Raw genomic sequence first — 25,256 nt, forward strand, 5'->3', positions numbered from 1 at the left:
CAGTGGGTAAAAAAACAATTAGAGACACTGATGCAACAACATGATGCTTTACCACTCACTGACTTTATAGAATATCCACCAGCAGAAATGCTGGTGAGATCGCAGCAATTTTATGCTGAGATAAAACGTCGCCATAGCATTCGCAAGTTTAGCGATCGCCCGGTGGATAAGCACATAATCGAAAACTGCATCAAAGCGGCAGGCACTGCGCCAAACGGCGCCAATCACCAACCTTGGCATTTTGTGGCAATTCATTCTCAAGAAATAAAAGCCCAAGTACGCCAGCAGGCAGAAGCACACGAACAAGGCTTTTACCAAGGTCGAGGTGGAGATGAATGGTTAGGCGCGTTAAAACCCTTAGGTACTGATGCAAATAAACCGTATCTTGAACACGCACCTTGGTTAATCGCTATATTTAGTCAAAAGAATACTGAACTAGAAGATGGCAATAAACAAACCAATTATTACGTACACGAATCTGTAGGCATTGCTACTGGGTTTCTTATCAACGCTTTACATCATAGTGGCCTAGTTACCCTTACCCACACTCCTAAACCCATGAGTTTTTTGTCGAAAATATGTGGCCGTCCAGATAACGAACGACCCTATATGTTATTGATTGCTGGTTACCCCGCTGAAGATGCCACTGTTCCCCAACATGCTTTGAATAAAAAAGACTTAGATTCAATTGCTAGTTTTATGTAGATAGCCTAAGCGCAGCTATTTATTATCTAGGTAAAATGTCGTTGTAGAAGTGATAGCCATCACTGTATTTCATGTCGTACTTTTGCAACAGACTATCGTATTCGACGGTATCAAAATATTTAAGAAGCTCCCGATTAAATGCTTTACGTAATTTGGGATCGTGAATTGCTGCACCATAACGCGTCGATGTAAAGAGATTATGAACCTGCATTTTTTTTAAATGATTCATACCCATAATCGACTTTGCAAAGTACTTAAATATATTGATATCCATTACTGCTACATCCACTTTACCGCTTAGCAATAATTCGACTTGCCTTCGTTGTTCGGGCAACTCCAGATATAAGGGGCTTTGTTGAGTGGCTTTTGCATACTCTGCACCGAGGAGCATCTGGGCGTTTTGAAATGCAACCACTACTAAGGATTGCAGCTCTTTAAACTCGTCGAGTTTAATGGATTTTTCCATTAAACTAACGGCTACATTTTGATAGGTTACATAGGGCAAACTTAATATTTCGGCTTTGACTCCAGCTTTCTGAGATTGAGTAAGCCCTATATCTGCATTGACTTGTTTCATCGTTTCGTAAGTACGACCGTAAGGCACGTACAACATTGAAATGTTATGACCTAACTTTGCCAATACATCGCGCATTAGGTCTACTTCAAAACCAGAATCTTGTTCAGGAATGACATAGGGAGGCTTTGCCAAACCAGCAACTAAAACTAACTCTTTAGACTTAAGATCCTGAGCTAGAAAAATTAGAAACAACCAACAATATTTCTTTACCGAATACAAATGAATCATCCCCGAGCCAAATAAACGATTGCTATTAGTAAAATCAAATATTTCACAGCTAAGGGCTATAGTGTACCCTTTATCACCTGATTATTATCAAGTTTATTGACATTGAGGCTTTTAAAATTGTTAAAAATTTTGCTGCTATTTTTACTGCCTTTATATGTCAACGCTTGTCCTAACTGGCAGCCCGCTATAAAAGATAATCAAGCTCTTGGGTGGGACTACCAGCTTAACCCTCATAATATTTCCGTAGTTAAAGACCCTATCAATAATCAATCTCAAGTTATCAAACTGGTCCTTTCTCCAGACTCCACTTGGCCGAACGGTCACACTAGAACCGAAGTGAAACACAATGGCTGTGCCACTAACGAAGGTGACAGTTCTTTCTTTTCTTGGGAGTTTTTATTAAATAACCCCATAAAAACACGCAATGACATGGCTTATTGGGAAACAGACAACAGCTACCTGCAAAGTATGGGATTTTACCTTACTCCTAAGCAAGTTAAGAGCAACGTTAGCACTGAACTAACTTTTTTTAGTAGTCTTCCTAGTCGCAAAATACATTGGCAAGATACTGTCACTATTGGCAAATGGAATAAAATCGCAATGGCCATTATTTGGTCTGAATCTAAGAAAAGTGGACATGTTAGTCTATGGTATAACAACCACCCCATACTCACCGAATTGCCAGTCAAAACTAAACCTGATGCCAATAAACTGTTTGTGCAACTTGGCTTACATCGTAACCAAGCTGAACCAGCCATCGATCATATATACTTACGCAACATCAAAGAAGTCGCCAATTTAACAACATTATTAAGTAAGCTGAACTCGAGATAAGCCATACCGTCCAGCATCGCTATTATTGCGCGCATATTTACGGAAACAATCAATGAACCTCAATTTTCATAAATCTTTTTGGGAAACACCTTGCAACAACGACAAAGCGCTTAACGAATTAGTCAAGCGTAGTAGTGATGATGGTTATCAAGGAACCGAGCTGTTTTTACCATTCTTCGAATTTGATGCAGAGTTGACCCTTAAAATCCATGCCCAATTTGACCTTAATATCATAACGGGTATCGCCACTGAAGGTGACAACGTTCAGGCACATTTGAATAGTATGAATACTCAAGTCGCTCGCGCAATCGAGTTTTCTCCGGTGCTGATTAATTCACATACAGGTAGGGATATATTCAGCTTAGAAGATAATTTACGATTGTTTGAAAACGCCTTAGAACTCGAACAAAAACATAAGGTTATGATCACCCATGAAACTCATAGATACAGGCCTACATTTAGTACTTTCGATACTGAAAAAATACTCAAAGCCTTGCCAGAACTAAAGTTAAATTTGGATATTAGCCACTGGATGGTGGTTCACGAGTCTGACTTAAGCGATCAAATTTCGCGTTTAGAGTCTATTTTTCCCCAGGTACATCATATTCACGCACGAGTAGGTTTTGAAGAAGGGCCGCAGGTTACCGACCCTCAGGACAAAATTTGGGCAAGCCACTTAAAAAATCATGTAAATCTATGGCAAAAAGTGATTGATTTAGCAAAAACCAGGGGGCAAAAAAACTTCACTATTACACCAGAATTCGGCCCATTTCCTTATGCACATCTGCAGCCCAATTCCCAGCAACCTTTGACAGATGTTTGGGCCGCCAATAATTTTATGCAACAACACTTAAAAGCAATGCTCATTTAAGATTTTTTGAACGGCTAAGGCAGTTCAAAAACCAATGCTTTCAGTACATCTTCTCCTACTGAACTAAAAACAAGCTTTGCTTCATCAGTAATTTTTAGTCCGTCACCGGGAGACATTTCAACACCATTGACGTTGAGGCGACCACTTACCAGTTGCACATATTGATTTGGTAACAAACTGGTTAAATCGGTTTGTTGCCCTTTGTTCAGAATCAATTGATGTAAGTGCATATCTTGTTTAACTTGTAATGTGCCATTTAGTCCATCAGGACTAATAACCTGAGTTAAACCTTCACTTTGACCAAAATCTTTTTGCTGATAACTCGGAGTTTGTCCTTTTACACTAGGCTCAATCCAAATCTGCAGAAATTCCAGAGGCTCTTTATCTGAATTGTTAAATTCACTGTGCCTAATGCCACTTCCCGCTGACATTAGTTGGAACTCACCAGCGGGTAAAGTTTTGATATTTCCCTGGCTATCTTTGTGGGCAATATTACCTTTTAGCACATAACTGATAATTTCCATATCGCGATGGCCATGGGTACCAAATCCTTTACTAGGTTCGACCGTATCTTGATTGATCACTCTGAGTTTTGAAAAGCCCATCTGCTCAGGATCATAATACTCCCCAAAAGAGAAAGTATGCTGGCTCTTTAGCCAGCCAAGGTTTGCGTTACCGCGCAGCGAAGATTTTCTTAAAACTAACATAATGCTTTCCCCTTTTGATTTGATAGGGAAAGTCTATATGTGTTACCTAAAAAAAAATAACGCAATGATTAGCTTAGAATATTCTAATTTTTAGAACATTTTAAGCCGAAGGAATCCTCAGTTAGGCAACACCTTAAAAGGTTGACGGGTTTTATATGTCAAGGAACGCCACACCCACTCCAATGGACCAAACTGGTAATGCTTTAACCACCAGCTAGACAGCAGAATTTGTATTATAACTATCACTAATACAACTAACATTTGCGAAGTGCGAGAAACGTCACCATAAAAACCACCAGCATAGCCATAAAACACACTAGATAAAATTACTGATTGCATGATGTAATTAGTTAACGCCATACGTCCCATGGGTGCTAATTTGGCTAGCATTTTTTGCCATTTAGATGAGTCGAGCAATCTAATTAAGAGCCCAAGATAACCCGCAGCCATAAAGTACTGACCACCATTAAATAGAATATTACCCACCGCTTGCATAGGCATAATATGTTCAACCGCTGGATGCCCCAAAATCAATAAACCCGCTACTGTGACAAACACTCCGACACCTAAACCAATGCGGGCCATATAACCAAAGAGCTTAGGATGCTGGCTGTGATTTTTAATTGCCCCCGAAACAACTAACCAATATCCAAGTAAAAATATCGGTAGTAGCAAGGTCAATGCAAATACAGGCGTAAACATTAACCATACGATCAATGCTTTAGATCTAAACACTGTCGCTTGCCAATAACTCCCGTCTTTGAGGGCGGTAATTTCTTGCAACTCTTTCTCATCATGTTCTTGTTGATATTCAAAAATTTGCTGGGCTTGTTGTTGTGGTGTCGGTTCTTCTTCTTGGGATTCAACTTCTTGGGGGTCACTCTCCTCTTGCGCAACTATATCTAAGTCGGATTGTAACGATTTGTCTTCAGAAGGCGTAGCTGACACATCCTCTGATTCATCTACACTGCCTGACGCTTCAAGTAACAACTCTGCCGCTTCGGTGGCCTCAACTTCTAGTTGTGAAACTAATGCCGAAACCTCCTGAGATTCTTGCCATTGTTTTTGAACTGATTGGCGGTCGAATGACACCCCAAAAGCCACACCAACTAAACAAGTAATCAGCATTGGAATGGTTAACCACCATAGAGCTAATCTTAGAATTGACTTGGGATTATTAAATTTCTGAAAGCGAGGTTTACGCAATAGATAGATAAAAGCCAACATGAGCAGCCCAGAAATAGCATAGTCATGCAAGATATCGCCCTGCCAAATAAACACAGCGTGTATTAATCCAATCAGCAAAAGTACTAACATTCTGCGAACAAACCACGCGCCGAATGGCCTGTTTTTGCGCATGGCTTGGGTCAACATTACCGCAAAGCCCATTCCAAACAACAAGGCAAAGAGTTTATAAAATTTACCTTCAACAAAACACCTAATAAGCCAACCCACGGCATGGTCAACCCCAGTTAAGTCGGGATTAAAACTAGCAAGGTTAGAGATGGGCCGACCAAACCACTCTATATTCATCAATAAAATACCAATCAGCGCAAAGCCTCGTAATATATCTAAAGCATTAATCCTTTGCTCGGATGCTACTGGCGCAAGAAGTGGAGCGGGTGCAATTATTTCTGAAGGTGGAGCAGTGTCATGTTGTTCAGAAAGATCCTTATCTGACATGGAGTTTCCTTATCTTTGAATATTGAATTAGAGTAAGCCGACCTTAATAGATTGTCTAGATAACAATGTTACAGGCTGTGTTTGGCAACGCCGCTCTCTAAACTACCATCAATTAAATAAACATGGATATCAACAGACAGCTGGTTAAACCTGTTAGCGAAATCAGGGTTGTCATTACAGTCCAACTCTTTAACGTATCCTTTTCGTTCATTCCTAAATAACGACTTACTAGCCAAAAGCCTGAATCGTTAACATGAGAAAGAATGGTTGCGCCTGACGAAATCGCCACCACTAATAAACCTAAAGTTGCAGCAGACAATGGTTGCAATTCTATCACCGGTGAGATTAAACCCGCTGCGGTAATCATGGCAACAGTCGCCGAGCCTTGGGCAATGCGCGTCACTGCGGCAATTAGGAATCCTAGTAAAAGTACTGAAAATTGCGCCTCAATAAACACAGAGGCCAACATTTGACCTACTCCTGAATCAATTAAGACTTGCTTGAACGCTCCCCCAGCTCCGGTAATCAGGATAACCACGCCTGCAGGTTCTAATCCTTTATTGGCGATATTGAGTAGTGACTGTCTACTTATGTTGCATTTAGTATGGGCGACTATCATTGCCAATATAGTCGCAATGGTTAAGGCAACAAATGGATGCCCTAGAAAATTGAATACTACTAACAATTGATTACCATGTGGCAAAACAAAAGGCATGGTTGTGTCTAACATAATTAACAATAGCGGTAATATTATGATAGAAGCCACCCATGCAAAACTGGGTGACGCGTCACTACTAGGTTTGTCTGGTGTTTGGTAAGCATTGGGTACAGCCACCATTATTTTTTTCGCAATATATTTCCCAAATAAAGGGCCAGCGATAATCATCGCGGGGATCCCTGTTATTGCCCCAAATAAGATGACCCAACCTAAGTCGGCCTTCACCAATTCGGCAACAGCAATAGGACCAGGTGTAGGTGGGATGAAGCTATGGGTAATGGCCAAACCGGCTAAAAGTGGCATCGCATAATATAAAAGTGAACGACCAGAACGATTCGCTAAACCATACAACAAGGGCGCCAAAATAATAAATGCCACATCAAAAAATACCGGTATAGCAACGATAAATCCTGTTACACCTAAACTCCATTGCACTTTTTCCGGCCCAAAAGAACGAACTAGGCTACCTGCAATTCGTTCGACTCCGCCGGAGCTTTCCAATATTTGACCTAAAATTGCGCCAAGTCCAACCACAACCGCGACAAAGCCCAAGGTGCCTCCCATTCCACTTTGAATAGAATTTAGCACCTGTTCTGGTTGCAAGCCTGCCCCCAACCCAACCAATAAACTGGTTACTAATAGAGCCAAAAACGCTGGTATACGCACTATAATAACTAGAAAGAGTAATAAGGCTATACCTGCCCCAGCAACAAAAATTAAGCCAATATCCATAATGATTCCGAACCTTTAGTGGGTGTTGTGCACACTAGCAGCTGTCGAACTATTTAGTTGCGAATGCAAAACATCTTGTTGTGTTTTTAGTTGTCTTAAACCTACTCTAGATAAAAGCACTAATGGTTACAACGGATACATTGTTTTTGGGAAGTAAGCTCTGACAGCCAAAGGATCTAGTTCAGAAAGAGACAACACTTAGAAGAATAAAAAAGCTGAAAATATCGTTCACGATATTTTCAGCTTATAATTGAACTCAGTTTATTAATAAAGATTAAGAAAAAAGTAAACTAGGTAAGGGTAACAAACTCCTCACCGCTAGTTGGGTGGATTGCCACACAGGCGTCAAAATCAGCTTTGGTAGCGCCCATTTTCATAGCGACGCCAAAACCTTGGAGTATTTCATCCATACCTGCTCCAATGCCGTGAAGTCCCACTACTTTTTGGTTTTCTCCAGCGCAAATTAACTTCATACGGGTCATTTGGCGATGTTTAGTTACTGCAGTATACATAGCGGCAAAGCCCGAGTTATATACTGTAATATTGGCGAGTCCATATTCCTCAATGGCTTCTTCTTCAGTTAATCCAATTGTACCTATAGGTGGATGACTGAACACTACAGTGGGGATCAATGAATAGTCCATGTGCGCGTCAGTTTGACCGTTAAACAGGCGCTCAGACAATAAACGACCTGACTTCACAGCAACTGGTGTGAGTTCAACGTATCCAATGTTATCACCCACTGCGTAAATACCATCAACATTAGTATTTTGATACTTATCGACTTTAATATAGCCACGTTCATTAAGCTCAACACCAGTATTTTCCAAGCCTATTTTATCTGTTGCTGGTTCGCGGCCTATAGCCCAAACGACACAATCGGTTTCAATTGATTGGCCGTTTTCAAATTCAATGGTTAGCGAGCCGTCTGCATTTTTTGTCACACTAGTCGGTATGGCATGAGTATGTAATGTGGGGCCGTCCTGAGCCATAAGCTCGACTAATGTCTCGGATAACATAGTGTCAAAAGTTCGCAGTGGTGCATGTTTACGCACCACCAAATCGGTTTTAGTGCCTAGCGCATGCATCACACCAGCAAGTTCTACAGCAATATAACCAGCGCCAACTACTACAGCTCGTTTAGGTTGCTCAGATAACTCAAAGAATCCATTTGAATCGATTCCTAGTTCAGCCCCCGGAATACTTGGTAAGGTAGGTCGACCACCAGTGGCAATCAAAATATGATCTGCGGTGTACTGTGTACCGTTAACTTCAATGGTATTTTTGTCCACAAAAGTAGCGAACCCATTAATTAGAGTGACACCATTTTTTTCGAAGCCCATTCCGTAACTGCCGTGAATACGCTTAATATAGGCTTCGCGGCTATCCACTAAGGTTTGCCAATTGAAGTTATTCACTGTGACATCAAAACCATAGTCAGGTGCATACAGATTAATTGCCTCGGCAACATGGGCGCCAAACCACATCACTTTTTTAGGTACACAACCCACGTTGACGCATGTACCACCGATAGCATTGGCTTCCACCAGCGCTACTTTTTTACCATGTTTCGCCGCGCGATTGGCCGATGCGATACCACCGCTGCCGCCACCAATACATATATAATCAAAATCTGCCATGTGTCTGCCTAGTTAAAGTCTATTTAAAATGAGTGAGTAAAAGATAATGCCTATACGACAAAAATAACACCGCAATTTTCCAATTATTGCAATCTAGTTAGCCGATGAGTTTACGGTAATGAATAGAACGACATTATTTAAAATAAATTACATCTACAAAAATTAAATGCGCCATCGAGCGGTCTGCTATTGAGATTTCGACTAAGTAACCCAATTTCTTGGTGTAACTGATACAAAGAAGAGTATTTTTATGAGCAACCCAATTAATGACTTATCCGGCCTACCGCAATTTTCGGCCATTAAACCAGAACATATTCAACCTGCGATTAAACAAGCGATTGAAGCCTGTAAAACCAAAATTAACGAGTTGCTAGAACAAAATAACTACAGCTGGGGCAATCTAATCGCCCCCATTGAAGAAGTAGATGACCAACTGAGTCGAAAGTGGTCTCCTATTTCCCATATGAATTCAGTGGTCAGCAATGATGAACTGCGAGAAGCTCATGATGCTTGTTTACCCTTTTTATCCGAATATGGTACTTGGGTAGGCCAAAATACTGATTTGTATAACGCCTATTGCCAAATCCAGGCCAGCGATAGTTTTGCTGATCTGACTCAAGCGCAACAAAAAGTCATTAACCATGGGATACGTGATTTCAAACTTTCAGGAGTAGCATTAGATGACACCAAAAAGGCTCGCTACGCCGAAATACAAAGTCGTTTATCTGACTTAGGCTCAACCTTCAGCAACAATGTGATGGATGCAACTTTAGGCTGGCAAAAACAAGTGACTGATAAAGCACAATTGGCAGGATTGCCTGACTCAGCTTTAGATGCAGCTAAACAATTGGCCGAAAGTAAAAACCTAACGGGTTGGTTATTTACTTTAGATATTCCTAGTTATTTACCGATAATGACCCATGCAGATAATGCTCAATTACGTGAAGAAATGTACCGCGCTTATACCTCACGAGCATCTGATCAAGGCCCAAATGCTGGTCAATGGGATAATACTGAAATCATCAATGAAACTTTGAGTTTGCGACAAGAACTGGCGCAATTGTTAGACTTTAAACATTTCGCTGACTACTCGTTAGCCAGTAAAATGGCCAATTCAAGTGAACAAGTTAACGGCTTTCTGCAAGACTTAGCAAAACGTTCTAAACCACAAGCACAACAAGACATACAAACGCTCGCAGACTTCGCTAAAGAGCACTTTCAAAAAGATAGCTTAGAGGCGTGGGATTACGCTTATTACAGTGAAAAATTGAAAGAGCAAACCTACAAAATTTCCGATGAACAATTACGCCCTTATTTCCCTGAAAGCACAGTAGTAAAGGGGTTATTTGAAGTCATTTCACGGCTATATAACTTAACCATCACAGCTCGTGACAACATAGATACTTGGCATAAAGACGTGAGTTTTTATGATATTCACGACAGCTCGGGCGCATTACGCGGCAGTTTCTATTTTGATCTATTTGCCCGAGAGAAAAAGCGCGGCGGTGCGTGGATGGACGAATGCCAAGTACGCAGACAAAAATTGGATGGCAGCCAACAATATCCTGTTGCCTATTTGACTTGTAACTTTAACGGCCCGGTAGGCAATAAACCCGCGTTATTCACCCACGACGAAGTGGTGACTTTGTTCCATGAGTTTGGACATGGCATCCATCATATGCTGACTAAAATAAATGTAGGTGGTGTATCAGGCATCAACGGTGTGCCTTGGGATGCGGTGGAATTACCCAGTCAATTTTTAGAAAACTGGTGTTGGCAGCCCGAAGCCTTAAGTTTCATTTCTGGGCACTTTGAGACAGGTGAACCACTTCCTAGAGTGCTGCTCGACAATATGTTGGCGGCTCGCAACTTCCAATCCGCTATGCAGATGCTAAGACAACTGGAATTTAGTTTGTTTGATTTCAGCCTACATGAACATTTTGTTGCAGGAAAAACCAATGTTCAACAATGGTTAGATGAAGTACGCAAGCAAGTCGCGGTGATCATTCCACCTAGCTTTAATCGATTCCAAAACAGTTTTGGGCATATTTTTGCAGGTGGCTATGCAGCCGGTTATTACAGCTACAAATGGGCTGAAGTACTGTCATCTGATGCCTTTAGTCGTTTTGAAGAAGAAGGCATTTTTAATCGACAAACTGGTCACGATTTTTTGACTAACATCTTAGAAATGGGTGGCAGTAAAGATCCCATGCAGTTGTTTATTGCATTTAGAGGTAGAGAGCCAGAAGTAGATGCATTGCTTCGCCACTCAGGCATTGCAGCTTAGCGATGAGTTTGAGCAATTTAGAAACCTTTAAACAAATCCAACAACGAGCTTGCGAGCGAAAAGGAGGCCCGCAAGCTTTGTCAGCCATCATCGACAAACCATTAGATAGCCATGAACTAATGCAAATTGGTGATGATAGGTTTTTAGCCGAGTTCACTAAAAAAGTATTTCAATCGGGTTTTGTATGGCGCGTGGTAACCAACAAATGGCCGGATTTTGAACGAGTGTTTTTTGACTTTGTTATCGAGAAAGTGCTGCTAATTCCCGATGAAATGCTTGAACAAAAGGCCGCTGATCCTAGCATAATTCGCAATTATACTAAGGTTAAAACCATACGTGACAATGCCATCATGATAGATGCTGTGGCTCGCGAGCATGGCAGTTTTGCTGAGTTTGTGGCCCAATGGCCAACTCAAGATATTGTGGGTCTTTGGGCTTATTTAAAAAAACATGGCGCTAGACTTGGGGGCAATACCGGCCCTTATGGATTACGGGCGTTAGGCAAGGATACCTTTTTGCTAACCAATGATGTGGTAGGTTACTTTTCCAAGCGAAATATCATTTCTGGTTCTGCTCAGTCCAAACGCAGTCTTACTGCGATTCAACAAAGCTTTAACGAACTGCAACAACAAAGCGGTCTCTCATTGCAAGAATTGAGTATGATCCTCTCCAAAAGTGTCGGTGATAATTTTATTTAAATTATCACCGACACTTTCCACACTGCAGATATCGGTATTGCCATTTCGCCAAGATCAAACAACGCTGATTTTGTTGCATTAGCGACTGATTACTCACTATTAGATTGACCACTCTTTGGTTATCATTCTGTTAATATTATACCTACAAAACCTTAACAAAATTATTTTGATTGTGACGGTTTAGTAGATATGCACGGTTTTTGACATCCACTGTACTTTTATTAAGGTGTAAAACATGAACAAAATTTTACTGACTTGTTATTTAGTCTTTGCTTTATGTGGGCTTACGGCATGTTCTGGTACAGAGCAAGCTCAAATGAACAAGGTCCAAATTCCGCCAGTGAGCGTGCAACTTTGGTCGGTCAAAGACGCGATTGAAAAAGATTTTAAAGGTACCTTACGACAACTTGCAGATATGGGATTTCAAGGTGTGGAGTTTGCTGGAAATTACGGTGAATTTTCTAACAATCCTCAAGGTTTAAAAGACTATCTGAACTCTTTAGGTTTGAAAGCCAGTGGCGCTCACGTTGGTTTTGATGGTCTAAGAGGTGAAAAATTAGCAAAAACACTCGACTTTTTAAAAGCACTCGAGATTGAAATGGTAATTGTACCTATGGATAGCAGAGCTTGGAGTCCTGATGGCGTGGAGAGTTTAGTAGCAGAGTTGACTGAACTATCTAATCAATTAGCCAAAAAAGGGATGTTGATTGGTTACCATAATCACGACAGAGAATTTGACCCTTACCAAAACTTAACCTTTTGGGATTACATTGCTAAAAACACGCCTCAGAATGTTTTGTTACAACTAGATGTTGGTTGGGTAAACTTTGCTGATAAAGATGCTGTTGAATATGTGAAACGTTACGCAGGACGCACTTTGGCCACACATATTAAGATCCGAAATTATCATGGCCCCGATAGAACTCCCCAAGGAGCCAGCCCAATTATTGGTGAAGATCAGTACGACTGGGCAAGTTTGATTAAAACCCAAGCGGCAGTGGGTGGAACTCGTTGGTTAGTGTTAGAGCAGGAAGAATATCCAGATGGCTTGTCTTCAATGCAGGCTGTTAAACAATCTAAACTAGGCTTAGATAAAATAATAAGCACGCTATAACTTAGCTTTAACCACGTTGTACTCCAATGACCTCGGTTGATTATAATATTAACAACTGTGGTCATTGTATCTGTATCCTTCCAATACTGTGTTTAGCAAACAGACACATTCAAAAAAGCTACAAACATTCACTGTTGACGCGCGCCTTAATTGGGTAAACTACTGGTAATTGAAACTCAAGGAATACTCATGAGCGCGCCTGAAACACCTGAAACTCATTCACAGCAACAACAAACCACACATTTTGGTTTTAAACAGGTAGACACTAGCCAAAAAGTCAATATGGTCAAAGATGTGTTTCAGTCGGTTGCCGCAAAATACGATGTAATGAACGATTTAATGTCTTTTGGTGTGCATCGTTTATGGAAACGCTACACAATAGACTGCAGCGGTGCCCGCACTGGGCATAAAGTATTGGACTTAGCCGGTGGTACAGGAGATTTAACCGCTAAATTTTCACGTATTGTGGGCGAAACCGGCCAGGTAATATTGGCAGACATCAATGACGCAATGTTAAAAGTTGGCCGCGATAAACTCCGCGACAGAGGTATAGTCGGCAACGTGGAATACGTACAAGCTAACGCCGAAACCCTGCCTTTTCCAGATAACAGTTTTGATATTATTACTATTGCATTTGGCCTCAGAAACGTCACAGACAAAGACAAAGCTTTGGCTTCCATGTATCGAGTGTTAAAACCCGGCGGGCGCTTATTAGTATTAGAGTTTTCTAAGCCTAGTAATGAAATGTTAAACAAAGCCTATGACATGTATTCATTTCATTTGTTACCTAAAATTGGACAACTTGTGGCTAACGACGCTGATAGTTATCAGTATTTAGCTGAATCTATTCGCATGCATCCAGAGCAGGAAGTACTCAAAACTATGATGGACGAAGCTGGATTTGAACAAACCACTTATCATAATTTAACAGGTGGCATTGTCGCCTTACATAGAGGCTTCAAATTTTAGTATGCCTTTTGCTCAGTTAATGACAGCAGGTATCGAGTTAGCGATTAACCGCTTACTTAAACTCGATGAAGATAGCCAACAACGCTTAAAAAAATTATCTGGAAAATCGCTCCAGGTAACCATTGCAGAATTGCCATGGCCATTAGTGTTTAATTTTTCAGAGCAGGTTATAGTGCGCACAGTCAGTAATGCTGACAAGGACTCGGCCCCTGCTGCTGATTCTGTTGATTGTTTAATTGAATTAAACTTGGAAACTCTGCCTAAACTAAAAGATAGCAGTCAACTCACGCAACTTATCCAACAAAAACAGCTTAACCTAATCGGCGATGTCTATGTGGCACAAACGTTTAGCAACTTACTCAAAGAAATAGACATAGATTGGGAAGAACAACTCTCAGGATATACGGGGGATGTGGTAGCTCATCAAACGTTTACGAGCATGAGAGCCTTGTTTGATACCGCAAAATCACAAATAGAAAAAGGCGCAATTGATCTTAGTGAACGATTGACCCAAAGTGACTCAATTGCAGTTAAACCAAATGAAGTCCATGAGTTTAGCAAAGGAGTAAATGAGATCCGTAGCGCCACTGAACGATTGTTTGCCCGAGTCGCCCAATTAGAACAACGCCAAAAAACAGCTACAGGATCAGATAATTAACGTGAGAATTCTACGCTTTTACCAAATTAACAAGGTGATGTTGCAGCACGGCTTAGATGAGCTTATTCCTAACAAATGGCTACCTTGGTATGCAAAATTAGGGCGAATAGGATTTTTTTGGTTACGTAATAAACATCCAGATAAATCCCAAGGAACTCGTGTTAGGTTAGCCCTGCAGACTTTAGGACCAGTATTTATTAAATTTGGTCAGATGTTGTCGACTCGCAAAGACTTGCTACCAGAAGACTTAGCTGCTGAATTATCTATCTTACAAGACCAAGTTGAACCATTCGATCCCGAGTTAGCAAAACAAATTGTCCGCCAAAGTTTTGGCCTAGCGGATCTTGCTGAGGTATTCTCTGAATTTGAAACTAAACCATTAGCCTCTGCGTCAATTGCGCAAGTGCATGCTGCCAAATTAAAAAACGGCAATCAAGATGTAATAGTCAAAGTCATTCGTCCTAAAATCAAACATACCATTCAATCTGATATTGAATTGATGCGTACCGTGGCCAACGCACTACAAAAATTATTACCCGATGGTAAACGTTTGCGCCCAGTTGAAGTAGTCGAAGAATACGAACGCACCATAATTGATGAATTAGATCTGACCCATGAAGCCGCTAACGGCATGCAATTTAAGCGCAACTTTGAAAATTCGACAGCTTTATACGTTCCAACTATTTATAGCGACTACAGCCATAAAAATGTAATGGTAATGGAACGAATTTACGGCACGCCCATTTCTGACATCACGCAGTTAGTTGCGCGTAATACTAATATGAAAAAATTGGCTGAACGTGGTGTTGAGGTTTTTTTCACTCAGGTTTTTCGAGACAGTTTTTTCCATGCAGACATGCATCCCGGTAATATTTTTGTGGCTACTAACAATCCTAGTGATCCCCAATATATCACTATTGATTTTGGCATAGTTGGTACTCTCAATAGCGAAGACAAACGTTATTTGGCGGAGAATTTCATTGCCTTTTTTAATCGCAATTATCGCAAAGTGGCGCAGCTACATGTGGACTCAGGATGGGTGCCTTCAAACACCGATATCGACGATTTTGAAGCGTCGATTCGCAAAGTCTGCGAACCTATTTTTCAAAAACCTTTAGCTGAAATAGAATTTAGTAATGTGTTGTTGCAACTGTTTAATACCGCAAGACGTTTTAATATGGTGATACAGCCGCAACTGGTACTGCTGCAAAAAACTCTACTTTATATTGAAGGCTTAGGCCGACAGTTGTACCCACAGCTCGATTTGTGGAAAACCGCAAAACCATTTTTAGAAAACTGGATGAAGGAACAAATCGGATTGAAAGCTATGTATCAAAAAATTTCTGCGAACCTACCTTACTGGTCTGAGAAATTGCCTGAAATACCAGACTTAGTTTATGACACCTTAAAACAAGTTAAAACATTACCTGAACAGCAAAAGCTACAATTTGAATTACAACAAAAACAATTAAGGCAACAACACCGTAGTTCACAATTTGTTTTAATGGGCGCTACTTTGATTATTTCTGCAGCTATATTACCTAGTTATCAACCCAATTGGTGGCCAAGTATATGTTGTTTAACTTTAGGGTTGGCTAGCTGGATAGTGGCGTGGCGATTCAAGAGTACTTAGATTCGAGGCATTAAGTTACGTAGCTGTATGTGAGACGGTTACGAAAAGCGGTTATAAGAAACGGTTAATCGTGACCAAAATACCCCTCTAATCTTAAAGCGATGCCATAGGAAGCCGAAAAACTCTCGTCACGGCGCCACATAATAAAGGGTTCTACCTCGTAAAATAGCCACTTGCGTAATGTATTTTTACGCCATCTAAGACTCACTAAATATTCTTCTAAACGATAGTTGGGGCGACTCAAACCTTCAATATAAAATCCTGATATCAACGCATTTTTTTCATCAAATTGAGTTAACTTCTGCACGTTGTGTTGCCATAACCAATCATTACTGTGATCTCTAAAATAAAAATGATTGTTCCACCTGAATATGGAATTTTTAGTGACGCTGTGGGAAAGCTGCCATGAAAAATTCGCACCTAAGCCGTCATTGCTATACAAGTAGCCGGAGGTTTCCCAATTTAACTTGGTTTTTTCAGATAACAAATGGGAGTGCCGATAACGGCTTTTGACAAATGCCTGTAATCGACGGCCTACACCAATACGATGTGATAAACCACTTTCAGGGCTACTACGCCAACGCAACGCTAAACTAAAACGGTTTCTCTCTGTAAACTCGTTGTTGCCTGAGGATTGCAGATCATTATTTTGTCTGTCATCTTCGTAATCTGAAAAAACCAGATCTGCTCGATTTTTTAAATTAGGCAACCTAACCCTAATTTTGACCCGCGTCTCAAACTCATTTAGATGTCGACTTCTCGGTTCCCAGCCTAGGCGTATCCGTGCCTCTCCGGTTGCTTCTTCATCGTGATCAAATTCTTTAAGTTCAAAATAATCATCAAACCACATCGCGCTAGAGTTAACTGAAGACGCAATACTCTGATGCATACTGTCTAACCACGGATATTCTTGTTCTGTCTCTTGCCCATTAACTTTTGCGACAAAAGCCATAACAACAAAGAGCAGTAACAGAGCGTTTCTCACATATTTCCTTTTAATATCGGTAAACGATTGGTGTTTGCGATTTTAGAATAGCGTAATTGATGATCAATAGCTTAAACATCTCAGATTTGCTATCAAATCCAGTGACCTTTCCAATAAGCTAAGTATAATGAAATCCATACAGTTTCTAGGAGTATTTTATGTTTGGCATTAGCCCTATGCAGTTGTTGATTATTTTGGTGATCGTAGTTTTACTTTTCGGAACCAAAAAATTACGAGGTTTAGGCGGAGATTTAGGCTCTGCATTAAAAGGTTTTAAGAAAGCCATGAGTGACGACGAAAAAGATAAAGACGCTGATTTTGTTGCGAAAGAAAAAGTCGAAGACAAATCGACTGTAGAAGCAGAAAAAACAGTTCAACAAACCAAGAGTGAACAAAAAGAGCAAAGTTAATGTTTGATATCGGCTTTTTCGAACTACTAATTATTGCTGTTGTTGGTTTGGTAGTATTGGGACCGGAAAGGTTACCCGGTGCTGTGCGCTCGACTATGAAAACAGTACGCAGTATTAAAGGTATGGCCAGTGGTTTTCGCCAAGAGGTTGAACAACAATTCAAAATTCACGAATTACACGAAAACTTGAAAAAAGCCGAACAGCAAAACTTAGAGAATCTATCTCCTGAATTACAACAATCTGTTGATGAGCTTCGCGATGCCGCCAAGTCCGTTCAAAAACCTTATTCTAAAGAGTAACTATGGCTGAACCCAATAGCTTAATTGCTCATTTAATCGAGCTCCGAGGCCGTGTATTAAAGGCCGTTGTTAGCGTATTTGTCGTGTTTTTATGCTTGGTTTATTTTGCCCAAGATTTATACCATTGGTTAGCCACTCCTTTATTAGACACTTTGCCTGAAAACGCACAAATGATTGCGACAGACGTGGCTTCACCTTTCTTTGCTCCATTTAAGTTGACTATGGTGCTGTCGTTTTTTATCGCAATACCCGTCATACTTTACCAAATATGGGGGTTTGTCGCGCCAGGTTTGTATAAAAACGAAAAACGATTAGTCGCGCCGCTATTGCTTTCAAGCACCCTATTGTTTTATTTAGGAATGGCGTTTGCCTATTACGTGGTTTTCCCACTGGCCTTTGCATTTTTCTCTAGCGTCGCGCCAGAGGGCGTAGCAATCAATACCGATATCAGTAGTTACCTTAATTTTGTGCTTAAAATATTTTTTGCATTTGGTTTGGCTTTTGAAATTCCTGTTGCTGTTGTTTTGATGTGTTGGACGGGCATGACAACTGTGGAATCACTTCGAGCAAAACGCCCTTACGTCATCGTAGCAGTGTTTGTAGTTGGCATGTTACTTACTCCTCCAGATATCATCTCTCAAACTTTGCTCGCTATACCTATGTGGGTGTTATATGAATTCGGTATTATTGTTGGCAGTATTTATTCCCGCAATAGTTCAGATCAAGAGCAGCAGGGCTCGTCTTGAAGCATGCATCAGAATATATTGTGGCGACGTGTGCGAGTCTAAGCCTAAACTCCCTTAAAGCTAGTTTGCTTTTAAATGAATTTTCCTTTTTTGTGATAGACGAATGAGGTAAACAAATGTCTTGGTGTGATATTGGAGTTAATTTTACTGATCCCCGTTTATCTTTTGAGGCAGTATTTGAACGTGCTTTAGCAGCTGACGTTAGCCATATCATCATAACTGGAACAAACTTAGCCAAGAGTCATAAAGCGATTCAATTGGCGCAACAATATCCCTGTCACTTATCTACAACAATTGGCGTTCACCCTCATGACGCTAGCCAATTTACCCAACAAACTGTCTATGACCTTAAAGCCTTAGCCAAATCACCCCAAGTTGTAGCAATGGGTGAATGTGGTTTAGATTTTAATCGAAATTTTTCCACTCCCGAGCAACAGTTGTTTGCTTTTGAAGAACAACTTAAGTTAGCCAGCGAACTAGGATTACCGGTATTTTTACATGAACGTGATGCATTTGAGGCGCAGGTTGACTTATTGACAAAGTATCGCACTCACTTAAAAGGGGGCGTAGTGCATTGTTTTACCGGCAATAGAGAACAGATGCATCGTTACTTAGATTTAGATCTGTTTATTGGCATAACTGGATGGGGTTGTGACCTCAAACGCGGCCTAGATCTGCGAGAAGCGCTGAAAACATTACCCTTAAACCGAATATTGTTGGAAACCGACGCGCCTTACCTACGCCCTAAAAGTCTTGCCAATAACCGTAAAGTAGACCAAGGTAATAACGAACCCGCCTACCTACCCTATATTGCAGAGCAAGTAGCAGAGTTGATGGAAATTGATACCGAAACTCTAAAAGAAGCATGCCAAACCAATGCACAGAAATTATTCGAATTTTCTAAGCAACGAGCAGCGCATGAGTAATACTCCAATCGGGTTAACACTAAGCAAAAACTGGTTGTTATTTATCCTTAGCATTTTCTGTGCAATGGCAATCTTTATCGCTACTAATCTATTCGAACCAACGCGTGTAAGTCATAAGCAGGTGCAAAACATTACACACTTAGTCGACTCTAAACGAATATTCTCGATTACAGATATTATCGGACAGCCCAATGATAGTTGGCAGCCACTCAACCACGACCTAACCACGTTAGAAATGTCTGATAACCAACATTGGTTTAGATTCACCTTAGAAGACCTTTCCGCTGCACAAATTTGGTTGTTAGAAATAGACTATCCGTTATTGGACGAGGTTAAGCTCTGGTTTGTGCAACACAACGAGGTACTTAGCGCGTACACAGTAGGAGACACCTTAGCTTTTTCACAACGCACTATTGAGCATGAAAACTTTGTTTTTCCGATCCCCAATAACGAGCAAGCGGTAGTTGTGTATATCAGCACATATACTAAAGGTGCGATGCGTTTACCTTTAAATATATGGCAACAAAAAGATTATCTCGAGAGTATCAGTAAAAACAATTTGGTCATGGGAGGATTCTTTGGATTAATGTTGGCGATGGGACTAAGCAATCTATTCTTTTTCATTACGACCCGTTCCCCGATATTTTTGACCTATACCGGTTATGTCATATGTATAGCTTTGACGTTGTCGGCCATTCAAGGCTTAGGTTATCGCTATATTTGGCCCACCTCGCCTTGGTTACAACAACATGCAGTAGGAATTTTTGCCAACTTAACACTTTGGTTATCGATTATATTCTGTGATGGATTACTTCATGTTAAAGCCTTTGATAGCAAACTGAGTAGGCTTCTCAAATCTGTAGCGGCGACTTTTATATTAGGTTTAATTGTCAGTTTATTTGTGCCACTTCCGGTATTCCTCACGGCATTTTTGGCCATTTTATGTATTGCTGAACTTATTGTTTTAGCAGTAGTTATTTGGTTGTGGATAAAAGGTTTACGAATAGCTGGGTATTATACTTTGGCATCAGCAGTACTTTTTTCTAGTGGTTTTGCCTTAAGTTTAGATGCCTTAGACATCGTTAACTTTAGCTTACCTAGCTACTATTTACTTATGTTGGGTGCGGGCTTTGAAGCCGTGCTTTTATCACTCATTTTGGCTATTAGCCATAATGAACAGCGCCAAGCGTTGATCAATACACAATCAGAATTATTGAACCAAGAAAGACAAGCACAACATGCCCAAAAAGACTTGTTGTTATTACAGGAAAACACAACTGAAGAGCTTGAATACAAAGTTCAGGAGCGCACATTAGAGTTAGAAATTGCACTGCGTGAATTATCTGAAACAAACCGCGAACTCCAAGAAAAAAATACCATGGATGCGTTAACCGGGATCCGTAACCGTAGTTATTTTGATAAAAAATACCAAGCTGAGGTGCGTAGAAGCCGGCGCGAACACACGCAATTATCTGTTGTCATGATGGACATCGATCACTTCAAAAAAGTAAACGACCAATATGGGCATTTAGTGGGTGATCAATGTATTAAATCAGTCGCGCAAATTTTGCAAAAAGCCTTAAAACGCCCCAGTGATGATGTATGTCGATACGGTGGAGAAGAGTTTTCCCTGATTTTGCCTAGCACCGACCTAGAAGGAGCTCAGGTATTAGTCGAAAACTTGAGAGCCGAGATAGAAACAACCAGTATTCAAGCTGACGGGCTTTCGGTGAATATCACTATTAGCGCAGGCATAGGCACCGCGATAGCAGAATTAAACCAACCTGAAGATGCCATTTTGGCTTTGGCAGACAAGCAACTCTACGAAGCCAAAAATTCGGGTCGAAATAATGTAAAAGGCAGCCAATTAAGTGTTGTAGAACAGTAGGATTAATAATGAATCAACAATTCCCGCAAACTCGTATGCGTAGATTACGTAAACAAGACTTTACCCGAAAATTAGTAGCAGAAAACCAACTCACAGCTAGCGACTTAATTTACCCTATGTTTGTATTAGAAGGCGAAAATCAACAAGAAGCAGTGCCGTCTATGCCCGGTGTTAACCGTTTATCTATTGATCTCTTGGTCAAAGAGGCCCACGAACTTGTTGAACTGGGTATTCCAGCTATTGCTTTGTTTCCGGTGACGCCGATGCAAGCCAAATCACTGTGTGCGAGCGAAGCATTTAACCCCGAGGGGTTGGCCCAAAAAGCAGTACGCGCTATCAAGGGGGCTGTACCTAACATGGCAGTCATTACTGATGTAGCGCTCGACCCTTTTACGTCTCATGGTCAGGATGGTCTTATTGACGAACAGGGATATGTGCTCAATGATGAAACCATAGAGGTACTAGTCAAACAAGCGTTGTCCCATGCCGAAGCCGGAGCGGATATCGTTGCTCCATCAGACATGATGGATGGCAGAGTAGGCGCATTACGCCAAGCACTTGAAAGTAATAACTATCTGAATACTTGTATCATGGCATATTCCGCCAAATACGCCTCTAGCTACTACGGGCCTTTCAGAGATGCTGTCGGTTCAGCCAGCAATATAAAAGGAGGCAATAAAAAGAACTACCAAATGGATCCTGCGAACTCAGACGAAGCGATGCGCGAGATTGCATTAGATTTACAAGAAGGTGCAGACATGGTGATGGTCAAACCCGGCATGCCTTACTTAGACATAGTTAGGCGTTGTAAAGATGAGTTCAAAGTTCCGACTTTTGCCTATCAAGTCAGTGGTGAATATGCCATGCACAAAGCTGCGTTTGACAATGGCTGGTTAAAAGAGGATGAGGTGATATTAGAATCGTTGATGGCTTTTAAACGAGCTGGCGCGGATGGTATTTTGACTTATTTTGCGAAGCAAGCTGCGCAACTATTACGTTAGCTTGGGATTAAATTTAAAGAAAACCTCTAGTTATTTGTTACTTTTCACGGCGTTATGTTCTTGCAATAGAGCTAACGCCTGGTTCACAGTAATCTTGTAGCCAAACTTGTTGCTAAAATGGCAACCCTAAAAACATTCGAGTACCCAACCGACTTTATGTTGCTGCCATTTTTCATTAGCTAATTCAGCATCGATCAAGGGGTGAGATTTCAACCAACCTTCAGGAAAAGTAAGCACCCACTTTTCATCAGATACCGTAATTGTAAAGTCCGCTACCAAATTATCTTTTCGTCGAATCGAGAGTAAACATGACAAACGTAATATTCTAACTAAGACCAAAAGGGCTTGGCGCACTTCTGGATGGAAGAAATCAAACAAACCGAGTTTAATTTCTTGCCTATGACTTTCAACTAAGGTTTTAATGCCGGCCCGTTGTTGTTGAGTGTAACCCACCATAGGTAAGTGTTTGAGTATATATGCCCCATGTTGATGATGTAGCTTATATTCGATATGCAATCCAATTTCATGCAACATAGCTGCTGCCATCAACATGGCTTCACTGTCGACTTTTCCTAACTCAATTTGATTTTGTATTTGCTTAAACAAACCAAGTGCAATACTTTTAACTCGGTTAGCGTGTTGAGGATCCATATGAAAACGTTCAATACACTGCTCTAACGTTTGCAATCTGCGGTCGTTTTGTTGCATGTTATCTAACATGCCGTAAATAAGCCCTTCTCTTAAGGCCCCTCCCGATATTTGCATTTCTTGAATATTTAGCTGCTCAAACAACGCGATCAATATAGCTAAGCCACTAGGAAAAATCGCTCTCCTAGACTCAATTAAACCTTCTATTTGCAATAAATCGATAGACTCACAATCAATACACTGCTGTTTTAAATTATGTAGATAATCTAGACGGATAGAATCACTGATACCTTGTGTCACTAAAATTTCAGTAATCGCTTGTGGAGTGCCGGATGCGCCTAAACACTGTTGCCAGTCAAAACTGATAAAGTCATTTTTGACTGGTTCTAACAACGATTTAGCCGCTTGAATAGCCTGTTCAAAATTCTGTTTTGATATTTTACCGTCAGTAAAAAAGTGCTCTTTGAATGTGACACATCCCATATTTAGACTAATTAAGTGAATCGGGTTCATGTCATTGCCGACAATCACTTCAGTGCTCGCACCGCCTATGTCAATCACCAAAGAGTTACCTTGATTTGCAGAGGTATAGGCCACTCCTAAATATATTTGCCTGGCTTCTTCCTCACCATCAATCACGTCTAATTTATGTTTGAGAATTTTTTCAGCTTTTTTGATAAACACATCTGCATTAGCGGCTAACCGTAATGTAGCGGTTCCAACAATTTTAATATTTGAAAGAGGAATATCCTGCAATCGTTCAGCAAAGGTTTCTAAGCAACTCCAACCTCTATCAAGACTTTGCTGGTCAAGCATCATATTTTCATCTAGACCTGCAGCGAGACGTACTTTCTGCTTTACTTTACCAATAATATGTACGCTACCCGCCACAACTCGCACAATAACCATATGAAAGCTATTAGAGCCTAAATCTACGGCGGCATACAATTGCTCAGGTTGCGAAAAGGGCGTAAATATCTCGGTATTAGTATTCATCTATTTCGATTTGGGCGAGGACCTGAAGGTCGTTTTTGGTGACTTTTACCACTTTGCATACGTTTTTTATATCGAGCTTTAGGTGGGGTCACATCACGTAATAGATCATTGGGGTTATACTCTGTTACTGGAATTGAGTGTTGCACATACTCTTCTATTGCCGGTAAATTCAAAGCATATTTTTCACAAGCAAAACTAATTGAACTGCCGCTTTCACCTGCACGACCTGTTCGACCAATACGGTGTACGTAATCTTCTGCATCATCTGGTAAATCATAGTTAAAGACATGGCTTACCATTGGAATATGTAAACCGCGAGCAGCAACATCCGTCGCCACTAATATATCAATCACACCACTTGTGAAGTTATCCAGTATTTTTAATCGTTTGTTTTGCGGCACATCTCCGCTTAACAAACCTACTCTATGATTATCCGCTTCTAGCCAATCAGAAACCCGTTCACAACCGTGTTTGGTATTAGCAAACACTATCGCTTTATCTGGCCACTCTTCTTCCATTAAAGTTAATAACAAATACGGCTTATCTTCGTCTGAGGGGTAAAATAGCTCTTCTTTTACACGTTCTGCGGTTTTTCTTTCAGGCTCAATCTGTACATGAGTCGGATTGTCCATATGATCATACGCTAACTCCTGGACGCGGTATGACAAAGTTGCTGAAAACAGCATACTTAAACGTTCAGTTGGTTTTGGCATTCTCTTGAATAAAAACCGAATATCTTTGATGAAGCCTAAGTCAAACATACGATCGGCTTCGTCTAACACAGCAACCTGGATGCCGGCCAACGAAAATATATTTTGTTTGTAGTAATCGATAATCCGACCTGTAGTGCCAATAATTATATCTACACCACCTTGTAATTTTTCCCGTTGACTTTGATAACCCTCGCCCCCATAAATCAATCCAAGGGTTAAACCCGTGTGTTGGCTGAGCAATTCTGCATCGTTAAAAATTTGCACCGCTAATTCACGGGTAGGCGCCATGATGATCGCCCTAGGCTGACGTTTTGAGTCTTGTGGGTTAGTCAACAAATAGTGGAAAGTGGCGACCAAAAATGCGATGGTTTTACCTGTTCCTGTTTGCGCTTGACCGGCAATATCATTGCCCTCAAGTAGCTGCGGTAAACTCAATGCTTGAATAGGTGTACAAAGACTAAAATTGGCCGCATTTAGGGCTTCTATAACCTTTGTATTAATGGGTAAGTCTGAAAATTTTGTATCGGTTAAATGTGTAGTTGGCATAGCTTATAGCTTATCATTGCTTGCATTAAAAACCAGTTTCTATA

The 25,256-nt window shown here is 40.7% G+C and carries 23 protein-coding genes; 15 read left to right on the top strand and 8 right to left on the bottom strand.

The window, feature by feature from the left end:
• Positions 1-30 precede the first annotated feature (30 nt).
• Positions 31-705 (top strand): nitroreductase family protein, encoded by a 675-nt coding sequence (locus KO534_RS22790; protein ID WP_215933715.1) that lies wholly within the window; start codon positions 31-33, stop codon positions 703-705.
• 22 nt (positions 706-727) lie between these two features.
• Here the strand turns inward: KO534_RS22790 and KO534_RS22795 are convergent, their stop codons facing one another.
• Positions 728-1,501 carry a substrate-binding periplasmic protein gene (locus tag KO534_RS22795; RefSeq protein WP_215933717.1) on the bottom strand — a complete coding sequence of 258 codons (774 nt, stop codon included), beginning with the start codon at positions 1,499-1,501 and terminating at the stop codon, positions 728-730.
• 126 nt (positions 1,502-1,627) lie between these two features.
• Between KO534_RS22795 and KO534_RS22800 the strand changes: the two genes are divergently transcribed.
• Positions 1,628-2,344, top strand: coding sequence for a heparin lyase I family protein (locus tag KO534_RS22800; RefSeq protein ID WP_215933719.1), 717 nt, complete (start codon positions 1,628-1,630; stop codon positions 2,342-2,344).
• 52 nt (positions 2,345-2,396) lie between these two features.
• Positions 2,397-3,215, top strand: coding sequence for a sugar phosphate isomerase/epimerase family protein (locus KO534_RS22805; protein ID WP_215933721.1), 819 nt, complete (start codon positions 2,397-2,399; stop codon positions 3,213-3,215).
• A 14-nt stretch (positions 3,216-3,229) separates the two neighbouring features.
• Here KO534_RS22805 and KO534_RS22810 read toward each other — a convergent pair whose 3' ends face one another.
• From KO534_RS22810 to gorA, 4 genes are all read right to left on the bottom strand, one after another.
• Entirely contained in the window at positions 3,230-3,922 is a 693-nt protein-coding gene (locus tag KO534_RS22810; protein ID WP_215933724.1) for a pirin family protein, read from the bottom strand.
• 117 nt (positions 3,923-4,039) lie between these two features.
• Positions 4,040-5,605: a DUF418 domain-containing protein gene (locus KO534_RS23575; protein ID WP_252732372.1), complete on the bottom strand. Its 1,566-nt coding sequence runs from the start codon at positions 5,603-5,605 to the stop codon at positions 4,040-4,042.
• 112 nt (positions 5,606-5,717) lie between these two features.
• Positions 5,718-7,055, bottom strand: coding sequence for a GntT/GntP/DsdX family permease (locus KO534_RS22820; RefSeq protein ID WP_215933726.1), 1,338 nt, complete (start codon positions 7,053-7,055; stop codon positions 5,718-5,720).
• A gap of 290 nt (positions 7,056-7,345) precedes the next feature.
• Positions 7,346-8,695 carry a glutathione-disulfide reductase gene (gene gorA / locus KO534_RS22825; protein ID WP_215933728.1) on the bottom strand — a complete coding sequence of 450 codons (1,350 nt, stop codon included), beginning with the start codon at positions 8,693-8,695 and terminating at the stop codon, positions 7,346-7,348.
• Positions 8,696-8,945: 250 nt separating this feature from the next.
• On the opposite strand from gorA, the gene prlC reads away from it, so the two are divergent.
• The 6 genes from prlC (at position 8,946) to ubiB (ending at position 16,054) form a co-directional block, all read left to right on the top strand.
• Positions 8,946-10,982: an oligopeptidase A gene (prlC, locus tag KO534_RS22830; protein WP_215933730.1), complete on the top strand. Its 2,037-nt coding sequence runs from the start codon at positions 8,946-8,948 to the stop codon at positions 10,980-10,982.
• A gap of 2 nt (positions 10,983-10,984) precedes the next feature.
• Positions 10,985-11,680: a DNA-3-methyladenine glycosylase I gene (locus KO534_RS22835; RefSeq protein ID WP_215933732.1), complete on the top strand. Its 696-nt coding sequence runs from the start codon at positions 10,985-10,987 to the stop codon at positions 11,678-11,680.
• 235 nt (positions 11,681-11,915) lie between these two features.
• Entirely contained in the window at positions 11,916-12,794 is an 879-nt protein-coding gene (locus KO534_RS22840) for a sugar phosphate isomerase/epimerase family protein (protein ID WP_215933734.1), read from the top strand.
• Between the two features lie 189 nt (positions 12,795-12,983).
• Positions 12,984-13,763, top strand: coding sequence for a bifunctional demethylmenaquinone methyltransferase/2-methoxy-6-polyprenyl-1,4-benzoquinol methylase UbiE (gene ubiE / locus KO534_RS22845; protein WP_215933736.1), 780 nt, complete (start codon positions 12,984-12,986; stop codon positions 13,761-13,763).
• 1 nt (position 13,764) lies between these two features.
• Positions 13,765-14,421, top strand: a complete 657-nt coding sequence (locus KO534_RS22850; RefSeq protein ID WP_215933739.1) for a ubiquinone biosynthesis accessory factor UbiJ — start codon at positions 13,765-13,767, stop codon at positions 14,419-14,421.
• A gap of 1 nt (position 14,422) precedes the next feature.
• On the top strand, positions 14,423-16,054 hold the full coding sequence (gene ubiB / locus KO534_RS22855; RefSeq protein WP_215933741.1) for a ubiquinone biosynthesis regulatory protein kinase UbiB: 1,632 nt from the start codon (positions 14,423-14,425) through the stop codon (positions 16,052-16,054).
• A gap of 64 nt (positions 16,055-16,118) precedes the next feature.
• Here the strand turns inward: ubiB and KO534_RS22860 are convergent, their stop codons facing one another.
• A complete protein-coding gene (locus KO534_RS22860) occupies positions 16,119-17,039 on the bottom strand; it encodes a hypothetical protein (protein WP_354667972.1) in 921 nt (306 codons plus the stop codon).
• A gap of 158 nt (positions 17,040-17,197) precedes the next feature.
• Here KO534_RS22860 and tatA point away from each other — a divergent pair, with 158 nt between their 5' ends.
• The 6 genes from tatA to hemB all read left to right on the top strand — a co-directional run bounded on the left by tatA (position 17,198) and on the right by hemB (position 22,309).
• The gene (gene tatA, locus KO534_RS22865) at positions 17,198-17,449 is read left to right on the top strand and encodes a twin-arginine translocase TatA/TatE family subunit (RefSeq protein WP_215933743.1); all 252 of its coding nucleotides are present in this window, start codon (positions 17,198-17,200) and stop codon (positions 17,447-17,449) included.
• Positions 17,449-17,748: a Sec-independent protein translocase protein TatB gene (gene tatB, locus KO534_RS22870; protein ID WP_215933745.1), complete on the top strand. Its 300-nt coding sequence runs from the start codon at positions 17,449-17,451 to the stop codon at positions 17,746-17,748. The genes tatA and tatB overlap by 1 nt, the downstream gene beginning before the upstream one ends.
• Before the next feature lie 2 nt (positions 17,749-17,750).
• A complete protein-coding gene (tatC, locus tag KO534_RS22875; protein WP_215933747.1) occupies positions 17,751-18,494 on the top strand; it encodes a twin-arginine translocase subunit TatC in 744 nt (247 codons plus the stop codon).
• Between the two features lie 116 nt (positions 18,495-18,610).
• Positions 18,611-19,420 (top strand): TatD family hydrolase, encoded by an 810-nt coding sequence (locus KO534_RS22880; RefSeq protein WP_215933749.1) that lies wholly within the window; start codon positions 18,611-18,613, stop codon positions 19,418-19,420.
• The gene (locus KO534_RS22885; protein WP_215933752.1) at positions 19,413-21,308 is read left to right on the top strand and encodes a sensor domain-containing diguanylate cyclase; all 1,896 of its coding nucleotides are present in this window, start codon (positions 19,413-19,415) and stop codon (positions 21,306-21,308) included. Before KO534_RS22880 ends, KO534_RS22885 begins: the two co-directional genes overlap by 8 nt.
• An 8-nt stretch (positions 21,309-21,316) precedes the next feature.
• Positions 21,317-22,309, top strand: coding sequence for a porphobilinogen synthase (gene hemB / locus KO534_RS22890; RefSeq protein ID WP_215933754.1), 993 nt, complete (start codon positions 21,317-21,319; stop codon positions 22,307-22,309).
• 126 nt (positions 22,310-22,435) lie between these two features.
• Here the strand turns inward: hemB and KO534_RS22895 are convergent, their stop codons facing one another.
• Together KO534_RS22895 and rhlB are read right to left on the bottom strand one after the other, a co-directional pair.
• Positions 22,436-23,953 (bottom strand): Ppx/GppA phosphatase family protein, encoded by a 1,518-nt coding sequence (locus KO534_RS22895; protein ID WP_215933756.1) that lies wholly within the window; start codon positions 23,951-23,953, stop codon positions 22,436-22,438.
• A complete protein-coding gene (gene rhlB / locus KO534_RS22900; protein WP_215933759.1) occupies positions 23,950-25,212 on the bottom strand; it encodes an ATP-dependent RNA helicase RhlB in 1,263 nt (420 codons plus the stop codon). The genes KO534_RS22895 and rhlB overlap by 4 nt, the downstream gene beginning before the upstream one ends.
• Positions 25,213-25,256 lie beyond the last annotated feature (44 nt).

The organism is Paraglaciecola arctica (assembly GCF_018861065.1).
Classification (GTDB): Bacteria; Pseudomonadota; Gammaproteobacteria; order Enterobacterales; family Alteromonadaceae; genus Paraglaciecola; species Paraglaciecola arctica_B.